Annotated in this window: 17 protein-coding genes and 1 pseudogene; 3 read left to right on the top strand and 15 right to left on the bottom strand. The window is 72.1% G+C overall.

The annotated features are described in order from the left end of the window. Positions 1-5: 5 nt before the first annotated feature. The 7 genes from CP982_RS24725 to CP982_RS24695 form a co-directional block, all read right to left on the bottom strand. The gene (locus CP982_RS24725; protein WP_150512519.1) at positions 6-2,522 is read right to left on the bottom strand and encodes an NADH-quinone oxidoreductase subunit G; all 2,517 of its coding nucleotides are present in this window, start codon (positions 2,520-2,522) and stop codon (positions 6-8) included. Next, on the bottom strand, positions 2,519-3,880 hold the full coding sequence (gene nuoF, locus CP982_RS24720; RefSeq protein WP_184925773.1) for an NADH-quinone oxidoreductase subunit NuoF: 1,362 nt from the start codon (positions 3,878-3,880) through the stop codon (positions 2,519-2,521). The genes CP982_RS24725 and nuoF overlap by 4 nt, the downstream gene beginning before the upstream one ends. After that, positions 3,877-4,707: an NADH-quinone oxidoreductase subunit NuoE gene (gene nuoE, locus CP982_RS24715; RefSeq protein WP_150512517.1), complete on the bottom strand. Its 831-nt coding sequence runs from the start codon at positions 4,705-4,707 to the stop codon at positions 3,877-3,879. The genes nuoF and nuoE overlap by 4 nt, the downstream gene beginning before the upstream one ends. Before the next feature lie 26 nt (positions 4,708-4,733). Next, positions 4,734-6,071: an NADH-quinone oxidoreductase subunit D gene (locus CP982_RS24710; RefSeq protein ID WP_150512516.1), complete on the bottom strand. Its 1,338-nt coding sequence runs from the start codon at positions 6,069-6,071 to the stop codon at positions 4,734-4,736. Next, positions 6,071-6,820 (bottom strand): NADH-quinone oxidoreductase subunit C, encoded by a 750-nt coding sequence (locus CP982_RS24705; RefSeq protein ID WP_150512515.1) that lies wholly within the window; start codon positions 6,818-6,820, stop codon positions 6,071-6,073. Before CP982_RS24705 ends, CP982_RS24710 begins: the two co-directional genes overlap by 1 nt. After that, positions 6,817-7,371, bottom strand: a complete 555-nt coding sequence (locus tag CP982_RS24700; RefSeq protein WP_150512514.1) for a NuoB/complex I 20 kDa subunit family protein — start codon at positions 7,369-7,371, stop codon at positions 6,817-6,819. Before CP982_RS24700 ends, CP982_RS24705 begins: the two co-directional genes overlap by 4 nt. A gap of 66 nt (positions 7,372-7,437) precedes the next feature. Beyond that, positions 7,438-7,797, bottom strand: coding sequence for an NADH-quinone oxidoreductase subunit A (locus CP982_RS24695; RefSeq protein WP_138961244.1), 360 nt, complete (start codon positions 7,795-7,797; stop codon positions 7,438-7,440). Between the two features lie 920 nt (positions 7,798-8,717). On the opposite strand from CP982_RS24695, the gene CP982_RS24690 reads away from it, so the two are divergent. Beyond that, entirely contained in the window at positions 8,718-9,578 is an 861-nt protein-coding gene (locus CP982_RS24690) for a C40 family peptidase (RefSeq protein WP_150512513.1), read from the top strand. A 75-nt stretch (positions 9,579-9,653) separates the two neighbouring features. Here the strand turns inward: CP982_RS24690 and CP982_RS24685 are convergent, their stop codons facing one another. Then, on the bottom strand, positions 9,654-10,946 hold the full coding sequence (locus CP982_RS24685) for a geranylgeranyl reductase family protein (protein WP_150512512.1): 1,293 nt from the start codon (positions 10,944-10,946) through the stop codon (positions 9,654-9,656). A gap of 97 nt (positions 10,947-11,043) precedes the next feature. On the opposite strand from CP982_RS24685, the gene CP982_RS24680 reads away from it, so the two are divergent. Further along, positions 11,044-11,589 carry a GNAT family N-acetyltransferase gene (locus CP982_RS24680; protein WP_372503406.1) on the top strand — a complete coding sequence of 182 codons (546 nt, stop codon included), beginning with the start codon at positions 11,044-11,046 and terminating at the stop codon, positions 11,587-11,589. A gap of 88 nt (positions 11,590-11,677) precedes the next feature. Next, entirely contained in the window at positions 11,678-12,028 is a 351-nt protein-coding gene (locus tag CP982_RS24675) for a PASTA domain-containing protein (RefSeq protein ID WP_342355631.1), read from the top strand. Positions 12,029-12,075: 47 nt separating this feature from the next. On the opposite strand, the gene CP982_RS24670 is transcribed toward CP982_RS24675, so the two are convergent. The 7 genes and pseudogenes from CP982_RS24670 to CP982_RS24645 form a co-directional block, all read right to left on the bottom strand. Further along, positions 12,076-14,178, bottom strand: coding sequence for an ICP22 family protein (locus CP982_RS24670; protein WP_229879061.1), 2,103 nt, complete (start codon positions 14,176-14,178; stop codon positions 12,076-12,078). Between the two features lie 339 nt (positions 14,179-14,517). Beyond that, positions 14,518-14,586 (bottom strand): annotated as a pseudogene (locus tag CP982_RS42990) (zinc-ribbon domain-containing protein); the annotation flags it as partial. Between the two features lie 173 nt (positions 14,587-14,759). Beyond that, positions 14,760-15,455: a demethylmenaquinone methyltransferase gene (locus CP982_RS24665; protein ID WP_144320371.1), complete on the bottom strand. Its 696-nt coding sequence runs from the start codon at positions 15,453-15,455 to the stop codon at positions 14,760-14,762. A gap of 107 nt (positions 15,456-15,562) precedes the next feature. After that, complete coding sequence (locus tag CP982_RS24660) at positions 15,563-16,099, bottom strand: imidazolonepropionase-like domain-containing protein (RefSeq protein WP_150512510.1); 537 nt, start codon at positions 16,097-16,099, stop codon at positions 15,563-15,565. Positions 16,100-16,116: 17 nt separating this feature from the next. Beyond that, a complete protein-coding gene (mqnC, locus tag CP982_RS24655) occupies positions 16,117-17,331 on the bottom strand; it encodes a cyclic dehypoxanthinyl futalosine synthase (RefSeq protein WP_150512509.1) in 1,215 nt (404 codons plus the stop codon). A 94-nt stretch (positions 17,332-17,425) separates the two neighbouring features. Further along, on the bottom strand, positions 17,426-18,181 hold the full coding sequence (locus tag CP982_RS24650) for a prepilin peptidase (protein ID WP_229879045.1): 756 nt from the start codon (positions 18,179-18,181) through the stop codon (positions 17,426-17,428). After that, the gene (locus CP982_RS24645) at positions 18,151-21,228 is read right to left on the bottom strand and encodes a BTAD domain-containing putative transcriptional regulator (protein ID WP_150512508.1); all 3,078 of its coding nucleotides are present in this window, start codon (positions 21,226-21,228) and stop codon (positions 18,151-18,153) included. Before CP982_RS24645 ends, CP982_RS24650 begins: the two co-directional genes overlap by 31 nt. Between the last annotated feature and the right edge of the window lie 45 nt (positions 21,229-21,273).

Below are 21,273 nucleotides of genomic sequence, written 5' to 3'. Positions count from 1 at the left end.
GGGGCTCACGACTGCACCTCCTGGGCGCCCTGGGCGGGCTCGACGCGGACAGCGGGGCCGATCCTGACCAGCTCGCCCGGGAGCGCACCCGTGTCGGAGGCGATACCGCCGCCCACGGAGTTCAGCGGCAGCCACACCACGCGGTCGGGCATCTCCGTGACCGCGAGCGGGATTTCGAACCGCCCCGCGGTGCCGGTGACGGCGAGCGTGTCGCCGTCCTTGACGCCCGCCTCCGCCGCGGTGGCCGCCGAGAGCCGGGCCACCGCCGCGTGCCGCGTGCCGGCGAGCGCGTCGTCGCCCTCCTGGAGGCGGCCCCGGTCCAGCAGGAGCCGGTGCCCGGCGAGCACCGCCTCACCGACGGCCGGGCGCGGCAGCTGGACCGCGGTCTCCAGGGGCTCGGTCGCGCGCGGCCCGTCCCAGCCGCCGAGCCGGTCGAGCTCGCGCCGGACGGCCAGCAGGTCGGGAAGGCCGAGGGGGACGTCGCCCGCGTCGGCCAGCATGTGCAGGACGCGCGCGTCGGTGGGTGCCAGGCGGCGCGTCATCTGGTCCGGCTTGAGCGCCGCCTCGAAGAGCCGGGCCCTGCCTTCCCAGTTGAGGAAGGTGCCCGGCTTCTCGGCGACGGCGGCCACCGGCAGGACCACGTCGGCGCGCTCGGTCACCTCGCTCGGCCGCTGTTCGAGCGACACCAGGAAGCCGACCTGGTCGAGCGCCTCACGCGCGCGCGGCGGGTCGGGCAGGTCGGCGACCTCGACGCCCCCCACCAGGAGGGCGCCCAGCTCGCCGGTCGCGGCGGCCTCGACGATCTGGCCGGTGTCCCGGCCGTAGCGGTGCGGGAGTTCGGCCACGCCCCAGGCGGCCGCGACCTCGTCCCGCGCGCGCGGGTCGGTGGCCGGGCGGCCCCCGGGAAGCAGCGAGGGCACCGCGCCGGCCTCGACGGCACCGCGCTCGCCCGCGCGGCGCGGGATCCACACCAGCGACGCGCCGGTCGCGGACGCGGCCCGCACGGCGGCGGTGAGCGCGCCCGGCACGGCCGCGAGCCGCTCCCCCGCGACGATGACCGCGCCCTCGGCGCGCAGCGCCTCGGCGGCCTTCGCGCCGTCGTCCTCGATGCCGACCCCGGCGGCGAGCGCGTCCAGCCACTCGGTCTCCGTGCCGGGCGCCGCGGCGAGGAGCGTGCCGCCCGCCTTCACCAGGCCCCGCGTGGCGTGCGTGGCGACGGCGTAGGTGCGCTGGCCGTGCTTGCGCCACGCCTTGCGGAGCCGCAGGAAGACGCCGGGCGCCTCCTCCTCGGCCTCGATGCCGACGAGCAGGACGGCGGGCGCCTTCTCCAGGGCGGCGTACGTGACACCGGTGCCGTCGAGGTCCCGGCCGCGCCCGGCGACCCGTGCCGCCAGGAAGTCGGCCTCCTCGCTGGAGTGCACCCGCGCGCGGAAGTCGATGTCGTTCGTGTCGAGCGCCACGCGCGCGTACTTGCTGTACGCGTAGGCGTCCTCCACGGTGAGGCGGCCGCCGGTCAGGACTCCGGCCCGCCCGCGCGCGGCGGCGAGGCCGCGTGCGGCCGTCTCCAACGCCTCGGGCCAGCTGGCCGGTTCGAGCTCACCCGAGGCCGCGTTCCGCACCAGGGGCGTGGTCAGGCGGTCCGGCTTCTGCGCGTACCGGAAGCCGAAGCGGCCCTTGTCGCAGATCCACTCCTCGTTGACCTCGGGTTCGTCCTGGGCCAGCCGTCGCATGACCTTGCCGCGCCGGTGGTCGGTACGGGTGGCGCAGCCGCCCGCGCAGTGCTCGCACACCGACGGCGACGACACCAGGTCGAAGGGGCGTGACCGGAAGCGGTAGGCGTGCGACGTGAGCGCTCCCACCGGGCAGATCTGGATGGTGTTCCCGGAGAAGTACGACTCGAAGGGGTCGCCCTCTCCGGTGCCCACCTGCTGGAGCGCGCCGCGCTCGACCAGCTCGATCATGGGGTCGCCGGCGATCTGGTTGGAGAAGCGGGTGCAGCGGGCGCACAGCACGCACCGCTCGCGGTCGAGCAGCACCTGTGTGGAGATCGGCACCGGCTTCTCGTAGGTGCGCTTGCTGCCCTCGAAGCGGGACTCGGCGTTGCCGTGCGACATGGCCTGGTTCTGCAGCGGGCACTCGCCGCCCTTGTCGCAGACCGGGCAGTCCAGCGGGTGGTTGATGAGCAGCAGCTCCATCACGCCGTGCTGGGCCTTCTCGGCGACCGGCGACGTCAGCTGCGACTTGACGACCATGCCGTCGGTGCAGGTGATCGTGCAGGACGCCATCGGCTTGCGCTGGCCCTCGACCTCGACGATGCACTGGCGGCAGGCGCCCGCGGGGTCGAGCAGCGGGTGGTCGCAGAAGCGCGGGATCTCGATGCCGAGGAGCTCGGCGGCGCGGATGACCAGGGTCCCCTTGGGGACGCTGATCTCGATGCCGTCGATCGTCAGCGTGACCAGGTCTTCCGGCGGAACGGCCGCCTCCCCGCCCCCGGAGGGAGCGCTGTTCGTGGTCACTGTCATGCGTTCACCTCCGTGTTCTCCAGGGGCCTGTCGGCCCAGAGCGTCGACTTGGCGGGGTCGAAGGGGCAGCCCCTGCCGGTGATGTGCTCCTCGTACTCCGCGCGGAAGTACTGGAGCGAGGAGAAGATCGGCGAGGCGGCGCCGTCGCCGAGGGCGCAGAAGGACTTGCCGTTGATGTTGTCGGCGATGTCGTTGAGCTTGTCGAGGTCGGCCATCACGCCCTTGCCCGCCTCGATGTCGCGCAGCAACTGCACGAGCCAGTACGTCCCTTCGCGGCAGGGCGTGCACTTGCCGCAGGACTCGTGGGCGTAGAACTCGGTCCAGCGCGTCACCGCGCGCACGACGCAGGTGGTCTCGTCGAAGCACTGCAGCGCCTTGGTGCCGAGCATGGATCCGGCGGCGCCGACGCCCTCGTAGTCGAGCGGGACGTCGAGGTGCTCGTCGGTGAACATCGGCGTCGAAGAGCCGCCCGGCGTCCAGAACTTGAGGCGGTGACCGGGCCGCATGCCGCCGCTCATGTCGAGCAGTTGGCGCAGCGTGATGCCGAGGGGCGCCTCGTACTGGCCGGGCGAGGCGACGTGCCCGCTGAGCGAGTACAGCGTGAAGCCGGGCGACTTCTCGCTTCCCATCGAGGTGAACCAGTCCTTGCCGCGCTGCAGGATCGCGGGAACCGATGCGATGGACTCGACGTTATTGACAACAGTGGGGCACGCGTAGAGACCCGCGACCGCAGGGAAAGGGGGACGGAGTCGCGGCTGACCACGGCGGCCTTCGAGCGAGTCGAGCAGCGCGGTCTCCTCACCGCAGATGTACGCGCCCGCGCCCGCGTGCACGGTGAGTTCGAGATCGAGTCCGCTGCCCAGGACGTTCTTGCCGAGGTAGCCCGCCGCGTACGCCTCGCGCACGGCCTCGTGCAGCCGCCGCAGTACGGGGACGACCTCACCACGCAGATAGATGAAGGCATGCGACGAACGGATCGCGTAGCAGGCGATCACGATGCCCTCGATGAGGGAATGCGGGTTCGCGAAGAGGAGCGGGATGTCCTTGCAGGTCCCGGGCTCCGACTCGTCGGCGTTGACAACTAGATAGTGCGGCTTGCCGTCGCCCTGCGGGATGAACTGCCACTTCATCCCGGTGGGGAAGCCCGCGCCGCCGCGGCCGCGGAGCCCGGATTCCTTCACATAGGCGATGAGGTCGTCCGGCTCCATCGCCAGGGCCTTGCGCAGTCCCTCGTAGCCCTCGTGGCGCCGGTAGACGTCAAGGGTCCAGGACTTCTCCTGGTCCCAGAAGGCCGAGAGGACCGGGGCGAGCAGCTTCTCGGGGCTGGTCTCGTTGATCTCGGCGGCCAAGGTCATCACTCCCCCTCCTCGCGGTCCTCGCCGACCGGGCCCGCGGAGTGCGAGGGGTCGGATGCCGAGGTCCGCTGCGGCGCGTCGTGCGAGCTCAGGTGCTCGCTGGGTGACGGATCGTGCGGCTGTGCGCCCTCCGGGCCGCCCGTGCGCGGATGCACCACGCGCGCGGGGGGCGCCTCGCCCTTGGCCAGGCGCAGTCCGATCAGCGAGGCGGGGCCCGCGCCGCCGGTGGCCTCGACGGCTCCGGGGCGCTCGTCGGGGAAGCCCGCGAGGATGCGGGCCGTCTCCTTGAAGGTGCACAGCGGGGCGCCGCGGGTCGGCTCGGCCTGGACACCCGCGCGCAGGTCGTCGACGAGGCGTTTGGCGCTGTGCGGGGTCTGGTTGTCGAAGAACTCCCAGTTGACCATCACCACGGGCGCGAAGTCGCAGGCGGCGTTGCACTCGATGTGTTCGAGCGTCACCTTGCCGTCCTCGGTGGTCCCGCCGTTGCCGACGCCCAGGTGCTCCTGGAGGGCCTCGAAGATGGCGTCGCCGCCCATCACCGCGCAGAGCGTGTTGGTGCACACGCCGACCTGGTAGTCGCCGGAGGGCCTCCGCCGGTACATGGTGTAGAAGGTCGCGACGGCCGTGACCTCCGCGGTGGTCAGGTCGAGCACCTCCGCGCAGAACCGCATCCCGGTGCGCGTGACGTACCCCTCCTCCGACTGCACCAGGTGCAGCAGCGGCAGCAGGGCTGAGCGGGAGTCCGGATAGCGGGCGATGACCTCCTTGGCGTCCGCTTCGAGCCGGGCCCGTACGTCGGCCGGGTAGTCGGGGGCGGGGAGTCGGGGCATCCCCAGGCTCGTCGGCGATGCGTCTGTCACCGGTCGACGCCTCCCATCACGGGGTCGATGGACGCGACGGCGACGATGACGTCGGCGACCTGGCCGCCCTCGCACATCGCCGCCATGGCCTGCAGGTTGGTGAAGGACGGGTCGCGGAAGTGCACCCGGTAGGGGCGGGTGCCGCCGTCGGAGACGACGTGCACGCCGAGTTCGCCCTTGGGGGACTCCACGGCGGTGTAGGCCTGGCCGGGCGGCACCCGGAAGCCCTCCGTCACCAGCTTGAAGTGGTGGATCAAGGCCTCCATGGAGGTGCCCATGATCTTCTTGATGTGGTCGAGCGAGTTGCCGAGGCCGTCCGGGCCGAGCGCGAGCTGGGCGGGCCAGGCGATCTTCTTGTCGGCGACCATGACCGGTCCCGGCCGCAGCCGGTCCAGGCACTGTTCGATGATGCGCAGCGACTGGCGCATCTCCTCCACGCGGATGAGGAAGCGTCCGTAGGAGTCGCAGGTGTCGGCGGTCGGGACCTCGAAGTCGTAGGTCTCGTAGCCGCAGTACGGCTGGCTCTTGCGCAGGTCGTGGGGGAGCCCGGCGGAGCGCAGGATCGGGCCGGTGGCGCCGAGGGCCATGCAGCCGGTCAGGTCGAGGTAGCCGACGTCCTGCATGCGGGCCTTGAAGATGGGGTTCCCGGTGGCGAGCTTGTCGTACTCGGGGAGGTTCTTCTTCATCTTCTTCACGAACTCGCGGATCTGGTCCACCGCGCCGGGCGGCAGGTCCTGGGCGAGTCCACCGGGCCGGATGTACGCGTGGTTCATGCGCAGGCCGGTGATCAGCTCGTAGATGTCGAGAATGAGTTCACGATCGCGGAAGCCGTAGATCATGATCGTGGTGGCGCCCAGCTCCATGCCGCCGGTGGCGATGCACACCAGGTGCGAGGACATCCGGTTCAGCTCCATCAGGAGCACGCGGATGAGGGTGGCGCGGTCGGGGATCTGGTCCTCGATGCCGAGGAGCTTCTCGACGCCCAGGCAGTACGCCGTCTCGTTGAAGAACGGCGTCAGATAGTCCATGCGCGTGACGAACGTGGTGCCCTGGGTCCAGGTGCGGAATTCGAGGTTCTTCTCGATGCCCGTGTGGAGGTAGCCGATGCCGCAGCGGGCCTCGGAGACCGTCTCGCCCTCGATCTCCAGGATGAGCCGGAGCACGCCGTGCGTGGAGGGGTGCTGCGGGCCCATGTTCACGACGATGCGCTCGTCGTCGGCCTCGGCCGCGGACCTGGCGACCTCGTCCCAGTCGCCACCGGTGACCGTGTAGACGGTGCCCTCGGTGGTCTCGCGCGCGGAGGCGGAGGAAGCGGATGCAGAAGGAGTGCTCATCAGCTGTACGACCTCCGCTGGTCCGGAGCCGGGATCTGGGCGCCCTTGTACTCGACGGGAATGCCGCCGAGCGGGTAGTCCTTCCGCTGTGGGAAGCCCTGCCAGTCGTCCGGCATCATGATGCGCGTGAGCGCGGGGTGGCCGTCGAAGACGAGCCCGAAGAAGTCATACGTCTCGCGCTCGTGCCAGTCGTTCGTCGGATAGACCGCGACGAGGGACGGCACGTGCGGATCGGCGTCCGGGGCGCTGACTTCCAGGCGGATCAGGCGGTTGTGGGTGAGCGAGCGCAGGTGGTAGACGGCGTGCAGCTCGCGGCCCTTGTCTCCGAGGAAGTGCACGCCGGACACGCCGGTGCACAGCTCGAAGCGCAGCGCCGGGTCGTCCCGCAGGGTCCGGGCCACGCGGACGAGATGCTCGCGCGCGATGTGGAAGGTCAGCTCGTCGCGGTCGACGACCGTCTTCTCGATGGCGTTCTCGGGGACGAGGCCCTGTTCCTCCAGGGCGCCTTCGAGCTCGTCGGCCACCTCGTCGAACCAGCCGCCGTAGGGCCGGTTGGCCGCGCCCGGGAGCCGGATGGAGCGCACCAGGCCGCCGTAACCGGAGGTGTCGCCGCCGTTGTCGGCGCCGAACATGCCGCGCTGGACGCGGACCTCCTCGCCGTGCTCACCGCGCTGGCCGGGGAGGTTGGAGGCGCTGAGGTCCCGCTCGGGGTTGGTCTCGTGGGTGGCGCTGTCGTTCGCGTCGGTCACCGCAGCAGCCCCTTCATCTCGATGGTGGGGAGCGCCTTGAGGGCCGCTTCCTCCGCCTCGCGGGCCGCTTCCTCGGCGTTCACGCCGAGCTTGGTGTTCTGGATCTTGTGGTGCAGTTTGAGGATCGCGTCCATCAGCATCTCGGGCCGGGGCGGACAGCCGGGCAGATAGATGTCGACCGGGACGACATGATCCACGCCCTGGACAATCGCGTAGTTATTGAACATTCCGCCAGAAGACGCGCAAACCCCCATGGAGATCACCCACTTGGGGTTGGGCATCTGGTCATAGACCTGCCGCAGGACGGGCGCCATCTTCTGGCTCACGCGCCCGGCCACGATCATCAGGTCCGCCTGCCGCGGTGAGCCGCGGAAGACCTCCATGCCGAAGCGCGCCAGGTCGTAGCGCCCGGCGCCGGTGGTCATCATCTCGATGGCGCAGCACGCGAGGCCGAACGTGGCGGGAAAGACGGATGCCTTGCGCACCCACCCGGCGGCCTGCTCGACGGTGGTCAGCAGGAATCCGCTCGGCAGTTTCTCTTCGAGTCCCATGCTCAGTGGCTCCTCTGTCCCCTTCCGGGGCTCAGTCCCATATCGGGGGTCAGTCCCTTGCCGGGGTCAGTCCCATTCCAGGCCGCCGCGCCGCCATACGTACGCGTACGCGACGAAGACGGTGAGCACGAAGAGCAGCATCTCCACGAGCCCGAAAATCCCCAGGGCGTCGAAGCTGACGGCCCAGGGATAGAGAAAGACGATCTCGATGTCGAAGACGATGAAGAGCATCGCCGTCAGGTAGTACTTGATGGGGAAACGCCCGCCGCCGGCCGGCGTGGGGGTCGGCTCGATTCCGCACTCGTAGGCCTCGAGCTTCGCGCGGTTGTAGCGCTTGGGGCCGACAAGCGTGGCCATGACCACGGAGAAAATCGCAAAGCCTGCCCCGAGGGCTCCCAGTACGAGGATGGGCGCATACGCGTTCACCGCTCCTCGCTCCTCTCAGTCGGCACTGACTGCTGGCGGTTGCGTCGGACCCGCTCGCCGCCCCGCCCGTATGCGATCCCCGGGCCTTCGGAGTTCCCCGAAGATCGCTTACATGTGAAGCAGGTCACAAGCCCAACTGCCCCGCATCTTATGCCCGCCGGTCTGTGATCTGCGACACGGGGTACGACAACGGCTTTGTGATCTCCACCACCTGACGAAGGATCATGAAGTCGGATGAGCAGTGATCTTCGTACGCGAAGCACCTGAGTGATCACCAGAGGTGACATCTTGACGCGTCGGGGCAGGTCGGGGCGGTGTTGCATTATCAAGAGGTGGCTACTACAGGCAAATTGGTGCTGGACGTGATCACTTGATAGAGGGGCGCGTTCACACTTTGGCGGCAGGGGTGTGGACGGCGGTGGACGCGGCTTCGCGCGGACGCCGCGGAGGGGTGGACAGTCCGATCGTGTGCACGCGTTCACGAGTCGGACCCGCGCGTCGCGCGCGAGGGGGCGCGAGAAAGCACAGGGAGAGGGGGAGGGGATACGAGGAGGCGCCAGGAGGGCGGAGAGGAGTGACTGGCGAACCGGAGGGCACCCGTCAGATACCCGGGAGATATCAGCCAGATCTCAGCCAGGTCTCAGGCGGCGCTCACCGGGCCCGGAAGGTGACCTGCGCCACACCCGAACCTTGGCTCGAACAAGCGGGCTTGGCCAACGGCATCAACGCGTGTTAGACCACGGGCAATTCGGACGTAACTCGGAAAACCCATGATCACAGGCGTGATCAGGACTGTCCGCATTGCCCGTTACGGCGTCAATAAGAAGCGACACGCCCGGGATTCAAGGTCACGGCGGGCAACTGTGGCGCAGCACACGTTTCTTGAAGGGAACCCCTACTCCTTGATAGCGGTTGTTCCCATGTCCCACACCGCTCACATACCCAGCCACCGGAAGCCCCGTCGCAGCGCGTCGAAGATGGCTCTGCGCGCCGGAGTTGCCGGTGGCGTCCTCAGCACCCTGGCAGTGGCCGGCGCCGCTGGTACGGCGAACGCCGCCGAGCCGGTGACCGAGACGATCGAGCTGCCCACCCTCACCGCCGATCTGACCGCTCAGATCGCGCAGTCCGCGGACGCCACGCAGCAGACCGCCGACGGCTACGAGGCGCGCGCCCAGCAGGAGGCCGCCGCCGTCAAGGCCGCCAAGCAGGCCACCAAGGACCAGAAGGCCGCTGAGAAGAAGGCCGAGGCCGAGAAGAAGGCCAAGGCCGAGGCCGAGGCCAAGCGCAAGAAGGAGGCCCAGGAGCGCGCCGCGCGGGCCACCGAGCGCACGCAGCTCAGCACCAACTCCGCCCCCTCCGGCGGTTCCGGTGGCTCCGGTGGCAGCTCCTCCGCCTCCGACACCTCGAACGTCTCCGCGCCCTCCGGCGGCAGCGTGTCCACCGTCATCAGCTTCCTGAAGGCCCAGCTGGGCGACGCGTATGTGATGGGTGCCTCGGGCCCCAACGCGTGGGACTGCTCCAGCCTCGTCCAGGCCGCCTTCAAGCAGGTCAACGTGGACCTGCCGCGCGTCTCGCAGGCCCAGTCGACGGCCGGAACGCCGGTTTCGCTCTCCAACATCCAGCCGGGCGACATCCTGTACTGGGGCGGCGCGGGCTCCGCGTACCACGTGGGCGTCTACATCGGGGGCGGCCAGTACCTGGACGCCGCGAACCCGAGCAAGGGCGTCGTGATCCAGGACCTGTCGGGCTACCCGGCCTCCGGGGCCGTGCGCGTCCTCTGACGGTCTTTCGCACCTACGCCTAAGGGCCGGAACCCTCCAGAGGGGTTCCGGCCCTTAGGCGTGCGCTTGAGGGGGTCAGGCCTTGGGGGCCACCTTGCTCAGGCCGTTGATGATGCGGTCCATCGCGTCGCCGCCCGTCGGGTCCGTCAGGTTGGCGAGCATCTTCAGGGTGAACTTCATCAGGAGCGGGTGCGTGAGGCCGCGCTGGGCCGCGATCTGCATGACCTTCGGGTTGCCGATGAGCTTCACGAAGGCGCGGCCGAGGGTGTAGTAGCCGCCGTAGGTGTCCTTGAGGACCTTCGGGTAGCGCTGGAGGGCCAGTTCGCGCTGGGCGGGCGTGGCGCGGGCGACGGCCTGCACGATGACGTCCGCGGCGATCTGCCCGGACTCCATGGCGTAGGCGATGCCCTCGCCGTTGAACGGGTTGACCAGGCCGCCCGCGTCGCCGACGAGCAGCAGGCCGCGCGTGTAGTGCGGCTGGCGGTTGAAGGCCATCGGCAGGGCGGCGCCGCGGATCGGCCCCGTCATGTTCTCCGGGGTGTAGCCCCAGTCCTCGGGCATGGAGGCGCACCAGGCCTTGAGGACCTCGCGCCAGTCCAGCTCCTTGAAGGCGGCGGTCGTGTTCAGGACGCCGAGGCCGACGTTCGACGTACCGTCGCCCATGCCGAAGATCCAGCCGTAGCCGGGCAGCAGGCGGTCCTGGGCGCCGCGGCGGTCCCACAGCTCCAGCCAGGACTCCAGGTAGTCGTCGTCGTGGCGCGGCGAGGTGAAGTACGTGCGCACCGCGACGCCCATCGGGCGGTCCTCGCGGCGGTGCAGGCCCATGGCGAGCGACAGGCGCGTGGAGTTGCCGTCGGCGGCGACCACCAGCGGCGCGTGGAAGGTGACCGGCGTCTTGTCCTCGCCGAGCTTGGCCTCCACGCCGGTGATGCGGCCGGTGCGGTCGTCGACGATCGGGGCGCCCACGTTGCACCGCTCGTACAGTCGCGCGCCCGCCTTCTGGGCCTGGCGGGCGAGCTGCTCGTCGAAGTCGTCGCGCTTGCGGACGAGTCCGTAGTCGGGGAAAGAGGCGAGATCCGGCCAATCCAGCTGGAGCCGTACGCCGCCCCCGATGATGCGGAGGCCCTTGTTCCGCAGCCAGCCGGCCTCTTCGGAGATGTCGATGCCCATGGACACCAACTGCTTCGTGGCACGCGGCGTCAGGCCGTCGCCGCAGACCTTCTCCCTGGGGAACGCGGTCTTCTCCAGGAGGAGCACGTCGAGCCCGGCCTTCGCCAGGTAGTACGCGGTGGTCGAACCGGCCGGACCTGCGCCGACGACGATGACGTCCGCGGAGTTGGCGGTGGTGTCGGAGAGCGGCTCGGTCACGGCGGGTTCTCCCGAAGGCTCGAAATCAGTGTGCCGACCGGCACGGGATAGAGGCAGTCTATGAGGCGGTACTGATCAATCACCCGAAGGGCCACTTGTGAGCGACGTGAGCGAGCTGGACGACGCGCCCCACCGGACCCCCGCCGCGCCTGCCGTCGGCCTGCGCGTGCCGACCCACGAGGACGCCTTCGTCTGGCACCGGCTCTTCGACGACCCGGAGGTCATGAAGTACGTGGGCGCGGGCCTGCCCAGCGAGCTCTCCGTGTACGAGGAGCTGACCGCGCGGCAGCGCCGCCACGACGCGGAACTGGGCTACTGCCTGTGGACGTTGCTGAGCCCGGACGGCGAGCCCGTCGGCCTGGCCGGCGCCCAGCCGTGGCCGCGGGAGTGGGGGCCCACGGGGGAGATCGAGATCGGCTGGCGGCTCGCCCGCCGGGCGTGGGGGCGCGGCTACGCGTCCGTCGCGGCCCGCGCGACCCTGGACCGGCTGCGGGCGGCGGGCGTGCCGTCGGCGGTCGCCGTGATCGACGTGCGCAACGAACGGTCCCAGGCGGTGGCCGCGCGCCTCGGCATGGAGCGCGCCGAGACGCACACCGTGCCCGGCCAGGACCGGCGCGCGTACTGCTACCGCATGGGGTTGTAGTCCGGCCCGGCCGGGCTACCCTTCCCCTACCGCCGGGGCCTCCCCTACCGCTGGGGGCTCGCGCCCCTGCCGCTGAGGGGTGACGCCTGTGCCGAGGACGCCGGGGGACGCCGGTCCGCTGGAAGTGCGCGTGCCGCGCTTCGTGGGCCTGATGGGGATGGACGCGCGCGAGAGGGCCCACGAGCGCGGCGTGCGCCTGGTGGCGGGCGACCGCTCCGAACTCCACGACGTGATCCTGGAGTACGTCGTACGCCAGTACCCGCTGCCGGACGTCGAGGTTCCGCGCGGCGCCGTCGTGACCGTGTGGTTCGACCTCGGCTCCGGCGAGGGCGAGGGCGGCGCGGGCGTGCGCGAGCCGCTGCTGCCCGGGCCTTCGGGCGGCGGCCTCCAGCGGGAGCTGGCCGAGCCGGGGCAGCCGGAGGTCGGCGTCGGGGGCTGAGGCCCTCCCCGGAGGGGGAGCCTCAGCCCGTGGCCGGCCGGGCGCCGTCAGTCCGTGGTCTGCCAGGTGTCGAGGGCCGCCTGGTGCGTCCGCGTGCCGTGCGCCGTCGACCACACCGTCGCGCGCCAGGAGAGCTGGATCGCGTACTCGGTGCCGTCGGCGGTGACGTAGCTCTGGTTGATCGCGTGGATCCTGCGGTCCGACTTGTCGGTGTACGTGTACTCCCACACCGCGCCCGCGCGCCCCTGGAAGGTGTTGTCCTCCAGGCGGATCCGCCGGTAGTCGGACTTGTCGGGGTCCTTCTCGGCGAACTCCTCCATCTTCGTGAGGTTCTCGTACGAGGTGTAGCCGGCGTCCGGGATCACGCCGACCTGGAAGTGCTCCGCCTCGCTCGCGCCCGCGAACATGGACTGCGTGGGGTTGTCGCTGACGCTGCTCCCCCAGCCCTCGGGGGCCGCGAACGAGAACCCCTTGGGGTCGGTGACGCGCTCGGAGCCCGGCGGCACGGCGGCGTCCCCCGCGGTCTCACCGCCGCCGCTCTCCTCTTCGGAGGGCTGCGCGGTGCCGGTCGGCAGGTCCTGGGTGGGCTCGTCGGTGCGGCTGGCGGCCGGGCCGTTCTCGCCGTCGCCCTCGGAACCGGTCGCGCCCTTGTCGGCGCCGGTGGAGCTGTCGCCCTTGTCCGCCTCGTCCGACGTGCTCCGGTTGTCCTGCCAGACGACGATGCCCGCCGTCGTACCGCCGCCGACGAGGAGGGCGACGGCCAGCGTGACCGCCCAGACCCCGGTGCGGCCGCCGCGCGGCCGCGCGGGAACGGGCGGCGCGGCCAGGACGCCCTGGGTGGGGGCAGCGCTGGGGTCGTACGGACCGGGGACGGCGTACGCCGCGGGCGCGCCGGGCCCCGCCGCGCCGGGCGGAACCGGCGGCGTCTGCCCCGCCGGCGGGCCGGGCGGCACCGGCGGCGCCCCGCTCCCGCGCGCGGTGAACACCGCCGCCACGAGCACCGCTCCGGCCACCCACAGCAGCCCGAACAGCAGGAGGTCCGGCATGCTCACGCCCGCGTCGAACGAGCCGCTCGACGTCTCGCCGCCGAGTCCGCGCCGCTCGGTGGACGTGTCGACGCCGAGGCCGCTGAAGGCGGCGAGCAACAGGATGAAGCCGAACGAGAGCCCCGCGGCCAGGATCTGCTCGCCACGCCGTGCGCAGCGGCGCGCGCCGACGAGCGCGATCACGAGGGCGCACACCAGGCCGAGCGCCAACGCGCCGACGACCGCACCGGAGTTCACCAGGTCGCCGAGTTTCGACAGGCCGAACGACTCGGTCTCGTAGTTGTCGCCGTACCGCGAGCCCCGGCCCGCCTCGGATTCGAGCGGCGCGCCCCAGCCGAGGCCGAGCGCGTGCAGGCCGAAGTTCGGCAGGAGCAGCAGCGCGACGAGGTAGGGCGAGACCCGGTCGTCCGACACGTCCGAGCCGGGCACGTCGTTCTCGCCGCTGAAGGCGTCGATCTGCGTGACGCTGAGGTACGCGGTGACGGAGCTGAGGACGAGCACGATGCCGAGGGCGCGCAGGGATGCGCCCAGGGCGCGGGTGAAGAACTGCGCGCCGGGGCGCCCGGCCAGCCAGGGCGCCGCGCCGTCGCGCTGAAGGACCGCTCCGCAGATCCCGAGGCTGAGCGCGAGCGCGCCGAGCAGCGCGAGGAGCGGACCGGACGAGATCTCCACGCGCTGGATCTCGGGCTGCCCGAAGAGGGCGAGCACCAGTACGCCGAGCGCGGTGAGCAGCGCGACGCGGACGGCCGCCTCCAGACCGGCCGTGCTGCCCGGCAGGCTCTGCCCGCGCAGCCGAAGGCGGTTCCTGAGGATGCGCGCGCCGACGACGAGCCCCCCGATGAACAGGGCCGTCACCGTGAGCGGTACGAGGTGCACGGCGAAGGTGCCGTCGGTCACCGCCTCCGTCGACGAGCCGTCGAAGCCGCTCTCCTCGCTGCCCGAGAACTCGAGCCTGCCGCCCACCGCCTGGACGACGACCGCGAGCGCGATCCGCAGCCGGTCGGCGAAGCCGACGAAGTCCTCGTCGTCCTGCCCGTACTTCGGGACGGCGCAAGCCAGCGCGGAGAGCAGCAGCGCCGCGAGCGGCCACAGCGCGGCCTGCACGGAACCGGCCCAGTCACCGCGCGCGGTCCGCCCGAGGAAGGCGCCGACGGGCGAGGGCGCGGCGGGGACGGGGGCGTACGCCGGCGGGGCGGCGACTGCCGGGGCGGCTGGAGCAACTGGAGCGGCCGGAGCGGCTGGGGGCGGTGGTGCCAAGGGTGTCGGCGGGGCCGAGGGGGCCGTCGGTGGCGGCGCGGCCGTCGGAGTGGCGGACGGGGCGGCCGTCGGGGCGGGAGGAACCACCAGTGTCTTGGGGTGACTTGGTTCTTCGGAGGGGGCGGCGGGGGCGTCCTGAGGCGCGGCGTCCGAGACCTCCCCCGTCGGCTCCGGAAGGCATTCCCGCCCGCACTTCATGCAGAAACGGGCCTCGTCCGGGGATGGCGCCCCGCAGTGCGGGCAGTACGACGACATCGGAACGCTCCGTCTTGAGGAGATCGTCAGGGGACGGGTCGGTGAGCGCCGACCGTTATGCTCCGGCCACATGGAGTGGTCGGTACATATCAACTGACACATCTTCCCCGGCGCACGGTTCCCGTCAACCGCCGCGTCCTGAACGACCGTTCGACCGTTGTCGAAACGACCGTTCAGTCCTTCTTGAACCCCCGGTGGAGCGCCACCACGCCGCCCGTCAGATTGCGGTACGCCACCTTGGACCAGCCCGCGTCGGACAGGCGCGCCGCCAGCTGTGGCTGGTTCGGCCAGGAGCGGATGGACTCGGCGAGATAGACGTACGCGTCCGGGTTCGAGCACACCGTGCGGGCGACCGGCGGCAGCGCGCGCATCAGGTACTCGATGTAGACCTTGCGGAACGGGCCCCACGTCGGCTCGGAGAACTCGCAGATCACCACGCGCCCGCCGGGGCGGGTCACACGGAACAGCTCGCGCAGCGCGGCGTCGGTGTCCTGGACGTTGCGCAGGCCGAAGGAGATCGTGACGGCGTCGAAGGTGTCGTCCTTGAACGGCAGCTTCGTGGCGTCCCCCGCGGTGAACGGCATCCACGGGTGGCGCTGCTTGCCGACGCGCAGCATGCCGAGCGAGAAGTCGCACGGCACGACGTACGCGCCCGCCTGCGCGAAGGGCTGCGAGGACGTGGCCGTCCCCGCGGCGAGGTCGAGGATCTTCTGCGCGGGCCGCGCGTCGACGGCCCTGGCGACCTCCTTGCGCCACAGCCGGGCCTGGCCGAGCGAGATCACGTCGTTCGTGAGGTCGTACCGTTCCGCGACGTCGTCGAACATCGAGGCGACTTCGTGCGGCTGCTTGTCCAGGGATGCGCGGGTCACCCGGCCTATTGTGTCAGGCCGGTCTTCTCCCTCGGCCGGGGGCCGTGGGTGCGGGGCTGTGCTGGTTGCTCGCGCAGTTCCCCGCGCCCCTTACGGGGCGCTTCGCGCTAGCGGCGGCGGAAGAGGAGGCGGCCCTCGATGGCCGTCGCCACGCAGGTTCCGTCCTCGGTGAAGATCGCGAAGTCCGCGGGGGCCGCGGGGACCAAGGGGGTCGGGGCGGCGGTGGTGACCCTGATGCCCGAACGGGTGACGGCCGTGCGGACCGAAGGGTGGGTGAAGGGGCCCGCGAGGGACGTGGTGCCGGCGGCGAGGAGGCGCTGCAGGCCGCGGCGGGCGCTGTGGCCCCAGCGGGTGTCCGTCATGCCGAGCCGGTCCAGGTCCGCGCCGGTCAGCGGGTCCGTGCCGAGTTCGTCGGCCTCACGCGGGTCGGGCCAGTAGGCGGACTCCAGGAGGGCCACGGCGTCGGGCTCGTGGCGGCCGGGGGTCAGGAAGCCGTCCCAGCGCCGGACCCGGGCGCGCTCGCCGTACGCCGCGAACAGCTCCTCGTACGGGCCGACGGCCGCGATCCGGGCGCCGTCGACGACGACGGCGTCCGCCCCCGCGGGGGCGGACCGGACCGCGCGCACGTGGTGCAGTGTCAGCAACTGGCCCTCGTCGGGGACTAGTTGGCGGTCAGGAGCTTCAGCTCCGGGTGGGCCGTGCCGCCCTCGATGGCGGTGGAGGAGATGTGCGAGGCCACGCGCTCGTCGACCGGGTCGTCCGCCGGGTCGTCGTGCACGACCAGGTGCTCGTACGTCGTGGCGCGCTGGGCGGGGACGCGGTCGGCGGTGCGGATCATGTCGATCATCTCGCGCAGGTTCGAGCGGTGCTTGGCGCCCGCCGAGGAGACCACGTTCTCCTCCAGCATCACCGAGCCGAGGTCGTCAGCGCCGTAGTGCAGCGTCATCTGGCCCGCCTCCTTGCCGGTGGTCAGCCAGGAGCCCTGGATGTGCGCCACGTTGTCGAGGAAGACCCGCGCGATCGCGATCATGCGCAGATACTCGAAGACCGAGGCCTGGGTGCGCCCCTTGAGGTGGTTGTTCTCCGGCTGGTACGTGTACGGGATGAAGGCGCGGAAGCCGCCCGTCCGGTCCTGCACGTCGCGGATCATCCGCAGGTGCTCGATGCGCTCGGCGTTCGTCTCGCCCGTGCCCATGAGCATCGTGGAGGTGGACTCCACGCCCAGCCCGTGCGCGGTCTCCATGATCTCGAGCCAGCGCTCGCCGGACTCCTTCAGCGGGGCGATGGCCTTGCGCGGCCGCTCCGGGAGCAGCTCGGCGCCCGCGCCCGCGAAGGAGTCGAGCCCGGCGGCGTTGATCCGCTGGATGGCCTCCTCGACGGACACCTTGGAGATGCGGGCCATGTGCTCGACCTCGCTCGCCCCCAGGCTGTGGATGACGAGCTGCGGGAACTCCTTCTTGATGGCCGCGAAGTGCTTCTCGTAGTACTCCACGCCGAAGTCCGGGTGGTGGCCGCCCTGGAACATGATCTGCGTGCCGCCCAGCTCCACGGTCTCCGCGCAGCGGCGCAGGATGTCGTCGAGGTCCCGGGTCCAGCCCTTCTTGGTGTCCTTCGGGGCGGCGTAGAAGGCGCAGAACTTGCACGCCGTCACACAGACGTTCGTGTAGTTGATGTTCCGCTCGATGATGTACGTCGCGATGTGCTCGGTGCCCGCGTACCGGCGGCGGCGCACGGCGTCGGCGGCCGAGCCGAGCGCGTGCAGCGGGGCGTCCCGGTACAGGGCGAGTGCCTCTTCGGCGCTGATCCGTCCGCCTGCCGCGGCACGGTCGAGGACGGCTGTGACATCAGAGGACGTGAGGTCGGCCTTCTCGGTCACCGGGGCGTCCCTTCCGTAAGGGGGTTGGACAGATCGCTCTTCAGCGTACGCCAGGCCCTCGGGCCTCCGGCGGCCGGTGCTCCGCGCCCCGGCGTCAGGTCGCGTACGCGCCGAGCAGGACGCCGGTGAGGCCGCCAGCCAGCAGGAACGGGCCGAAGGCTATGGCCGTCCTGCGGCCCGCCCCGCGGACCACGACCAGCCAGCCGCCGTACAGCGCGGCGCACACGAACCCGGCGAACGTGCCGAGCAGCAGCATGCCCCAGCCGTACCAGCCCAGGACCGCGCCGAGCGCGAGCGCGAGCTTGACGTCGCCGAACGCCATGCCGTTCGGGTTGATCAGGAACAGCACGAAGCAGCCGCCGCTGAGCACGAGCGCGCCGAGGGCCGCCTTCGCCCAGTCGCCGCCGTGCTCGGGCAGTGCCGCCGCCACGCCGAGGAGCGCGAGCGCCGCCGCCGCGAGCGGCAGGGTCAGCACGTCCGGCAGGCGCATCACGGCGCGGTCGACGCAGGCCAGGACGAGGGCGGGCGGCACGCACAGCAGCCACACCACGAGCTCCGGGCGCGGGCCCGTCGCCAGGCCGAGCAGCGCGCAGACCGCCGCCGCGACGGCGGCGAGGGCGGGGCCCCAGGGTCCGTACCGCTCCCCGTCCGGGCAGTGGCCGCGGCCCAGCCAGCCCCGCACCTCGTGCGCGCCGCTCGGGCAGCGGTCGTGCCAGGGCTCACCGGCCGGGGCCGAGAAGCGGTAGACGGCGCGCGGCAGCGCGAGCCCGGCCAGGGCTCCCCACAGCGCGCCGCCGAGCGCGAGCACCAGCTCCACGGTCACCCCACCGCCGTGAGTCCGTCGCGCCACGCCGGGAGCAACTCGTCGAGCAGCGCCTCCGTGCGCGGCGGAAGGCCACGCGATCCGCTGTGGGCGACCAGGTCGGCGGCCAGGGCCCGGAGCCGGTCCTGGTCGTCGGTGGCGTGCGTGGCCCGCAGCAGTTCGTTCCACAGCCGTTCGTCGGCGGGCGCCGAGGCGCGGGCGGAGGTCAGCGCCTCGATGGCCTGCTCGGCACGGCCCCTCTCCAGGTGGAACTCGCTGAGCGCGAGCCCGATGTCCGCCACCAGCAGCGGCAGCTGCGCGTCGACGATCTCGTGCGTCAGCCAGCCGTAGCGTCCCTGGGGGCGGTCGGCGAGCAGCGGGCCGCGGACGAGGACGAGGGCGTCCGTGAGCATGCGGCCGCGCACCGCGCGGTTTCCTGCGCCGCGCCCCTGGGTCGCCTCGTGGTACAGCGAGCGCAGCACGTCCAGGTCGGAGACCACGGACGGGGCGAGCGTGAGCCGGCCCGACGCGTCGGCGCGCAGCCGGGGCGCGCCGTCCGGGTCGCTGCCGAGCCACTGCCCGACCCGGTCGACGAGCGCGTCCCGCACGTCCTCGGTCACACCGCGCGGCCACAGCGCGGAGGCGAGCACGCGCGGGTGCACTCCTTCGCGGTGGAGCAACAGCAGCGCGAGCGCCTCGTGCATCAGCGGGCTGCGCTCGCCGTCGGGCGTCTCCAGGCCGATGATCTCGTACGACCCGACCAGGCGCGCGTACACCGCGGGGCGGCCCTGCTCGCTGACGTCGACGAGGAAGGGGGGTGCGGCCGCGCCGCCGGTGGAGTCGTCGTCCCCGTCGCCGCCGTCGGGGTCCGCCGCGGTGAACAGCTCGACCACCGCCCGCTGGAGCGCGTCCGGGAGCCGCTGCGCCGCGAGCTCCAGGCCGAGCAGCGGGGCCAGCAGCCTGCCGTCGCCGGTGATCTCCATCTCCCAGGCGGCGCCGGGCAGTTCACCGGAGTCCGTGCCGACGAGATAGCCGATGCCGAGGCGGCCCGCGTCCGCGGCGAGCTCGGCGAGCTTGACGGCTTCGTCCGCGGCGGGCCGGTCCGCGAGCAGCACCAGGTGCGGCGCCCAGCGGGTGTGCTGGGCGGGCCCTGTGCGGCCGGTGAGGACCGAGTCGTGCCCGGCGGCGCCGAGCGCGCCGCGCCGCTGGCGCGTCTCGGCCTCCATGGCCTCGATGAGCGCCTCGACTTCCTCCAGGTGCCGCAGTCGGTTCGGCGCGAGCGGGGTGAGGTCGCGGCCGAAGCCGACGAGCGTGATCGTCATGCGGTCCGACCAGCCGTTGGTGGCCAGCTCGGCGGCGACGGACGCGAACACGGCGGCCCGGTCGGCGGCGGCACCGCTCAGCGAGACGATGCCCGGCACCGCTTCGAGGTTGAGCAGCAGGCGCGAGTCGTCCATGGTGCCGAGGCAGACCAGGCCGGGGTAGGGCGCCGCCGCGTCCACGTCCTCGTACGCCTCGGCGTCGGCGCGCGAGAGCATCCAGAACGTCTGGTCCTGGCCCAACCGCCAGGGGGCGGGCGGCCGTCCGGCGGGCTGGGCGAGCTGGAGGTGCAGATCGCCGTTGCTCAGCCAGGCCGCGTACACCGTCGGCAGCGGGCGGGACTCGGTGGTGAGCGCGGCGGCGAGGCCGCGCAGGGCGCGGTCCAGGAGCCGGACGCCCTCGGGGTCCGCGCCCACGAGCAGCGCGTCCTGCGCGTCGGCCGCGGTGCCCGTCGGTGTGGGCGGCTCCATGCCGCGGCGCCCGCCGACGGCGCCCATCGCCGACTGCCACAGCGCGTGGCGGCGGCGCCTGCCGAGGGCGCCGAGCAGCCCGGCCGCGAGCAGCGGCGCCCCGACGAGCGCCTCGGGGAGCCCGAAGGAGAAGCCGTCGGACTCGGCCGCCGCGGCCCTGTCGCGCGCGGAGGGCGCGGAGGGCGCGGTGGGCGCGGTGGGGTCGCCGGTGCCCCGGCCGCCGTCCCGCTCCTGGCCCCGCTCGTCGCCGGGGCGCTGCTCGGGGATCGTGATCTGAGTCGTGTCCCGGTCGACGGATCCGCCGCCCTTGCGGTCGCCGCCCTGCTGGGCGCCGCCGCCCTTGCGCTCGTCCCCGGTCGCTCCGGTCTCCCCGGTCCCCCCGGCCTCCCCCGTCTTCGCGTAGTCGGAGATCTGCTCGCGGACCTCCTTCGACACCTTGGGCGCCTCGTCGGGCATCTCGACGAGCTCGCCGCCGTGGGCATCGGCGGGCATCTCCATGATCCAGCCGGGCCGGATCAGGCTGGCCTCGGAGAGGCGGGAGCCGTCGGGCTGCTCGCGGTCCTTGTTGAGCTGGTAGATCTCCTTGTACCTGCGGCCGTCGCCCAGGTGCCGCTCCGCTATCTCCCACAGGGAGTCGTGGTGGCGGCCCTCGGGGGGCTGGATGCGGTAGAACTTCGTGTCGCCGTCCTTGCCGGTGCCCGCGCGGTCGGCGGCCCGCTCCGCCTGGTCCGCGAGCGCGTTCGCCGCGGCCGCCGCGCCCTGGTGCTCCTGCGCGAAGAGGCCCGGCGTCCGCTGGGCGGCCGCCGCCGCGGGCTTCTGGTTCCCCTCGGGGGACTGCCCGAACTGGGAGAGCCCCGGCGCGAAACTGGCCGCCGTGGCGCCGATGAGCAGCATCGCGGCGACCAGTTGCCGCGCGAGCACCTGGCTCGGCCCCGCGCCCGGCACCCGCCCCGGCATCCCGACCCCGGACAGGGCGGCCTTCACCTCGACGAGCACGCAGGCGGTGAACTGGGCCCAGGCCAGCCACACGACCACCGTCAGCACATTGACGAACGTGCCGACCGTGATCTCCTGCTGGAGCCAGTCGAGGGACGGCGTCCCGCCCGGCAGCGGCCAGCCCACGAAGTACGCGAGCGCAGCGGGCACGCCGACGAGCAGCGCGGCGAGGGCGACGAAGGCGAAGAACGCCTTGACGAAGTCCCCGGCCGAACGCTGTCGCGTCGGCAGCGGCTGCGGCGTCCTGTTCCGCGGCGTCACCGGAGTGCCCGACGAGCCGTTCGAGGAGCGGGTGTTGCGTCGCGCCATGGCGGGTGTCCTGGTCCTGGTCGTGTGGGTGCCTGTGATGTCGGA

Source organism: Streptomyces spectabilis (assembly GCF_008704795.1).
In the GTDB taxonomy this organism is placed as follows: Bacteria; Actinomycetota; Actinomycetes; order Streptomycetales; family Streptomycetaceae; genus Streptomyces; species Streptomyces spectabilis.
This window is presented reverse-complemented; position numbering and strand designations above follow the sequence as displayed.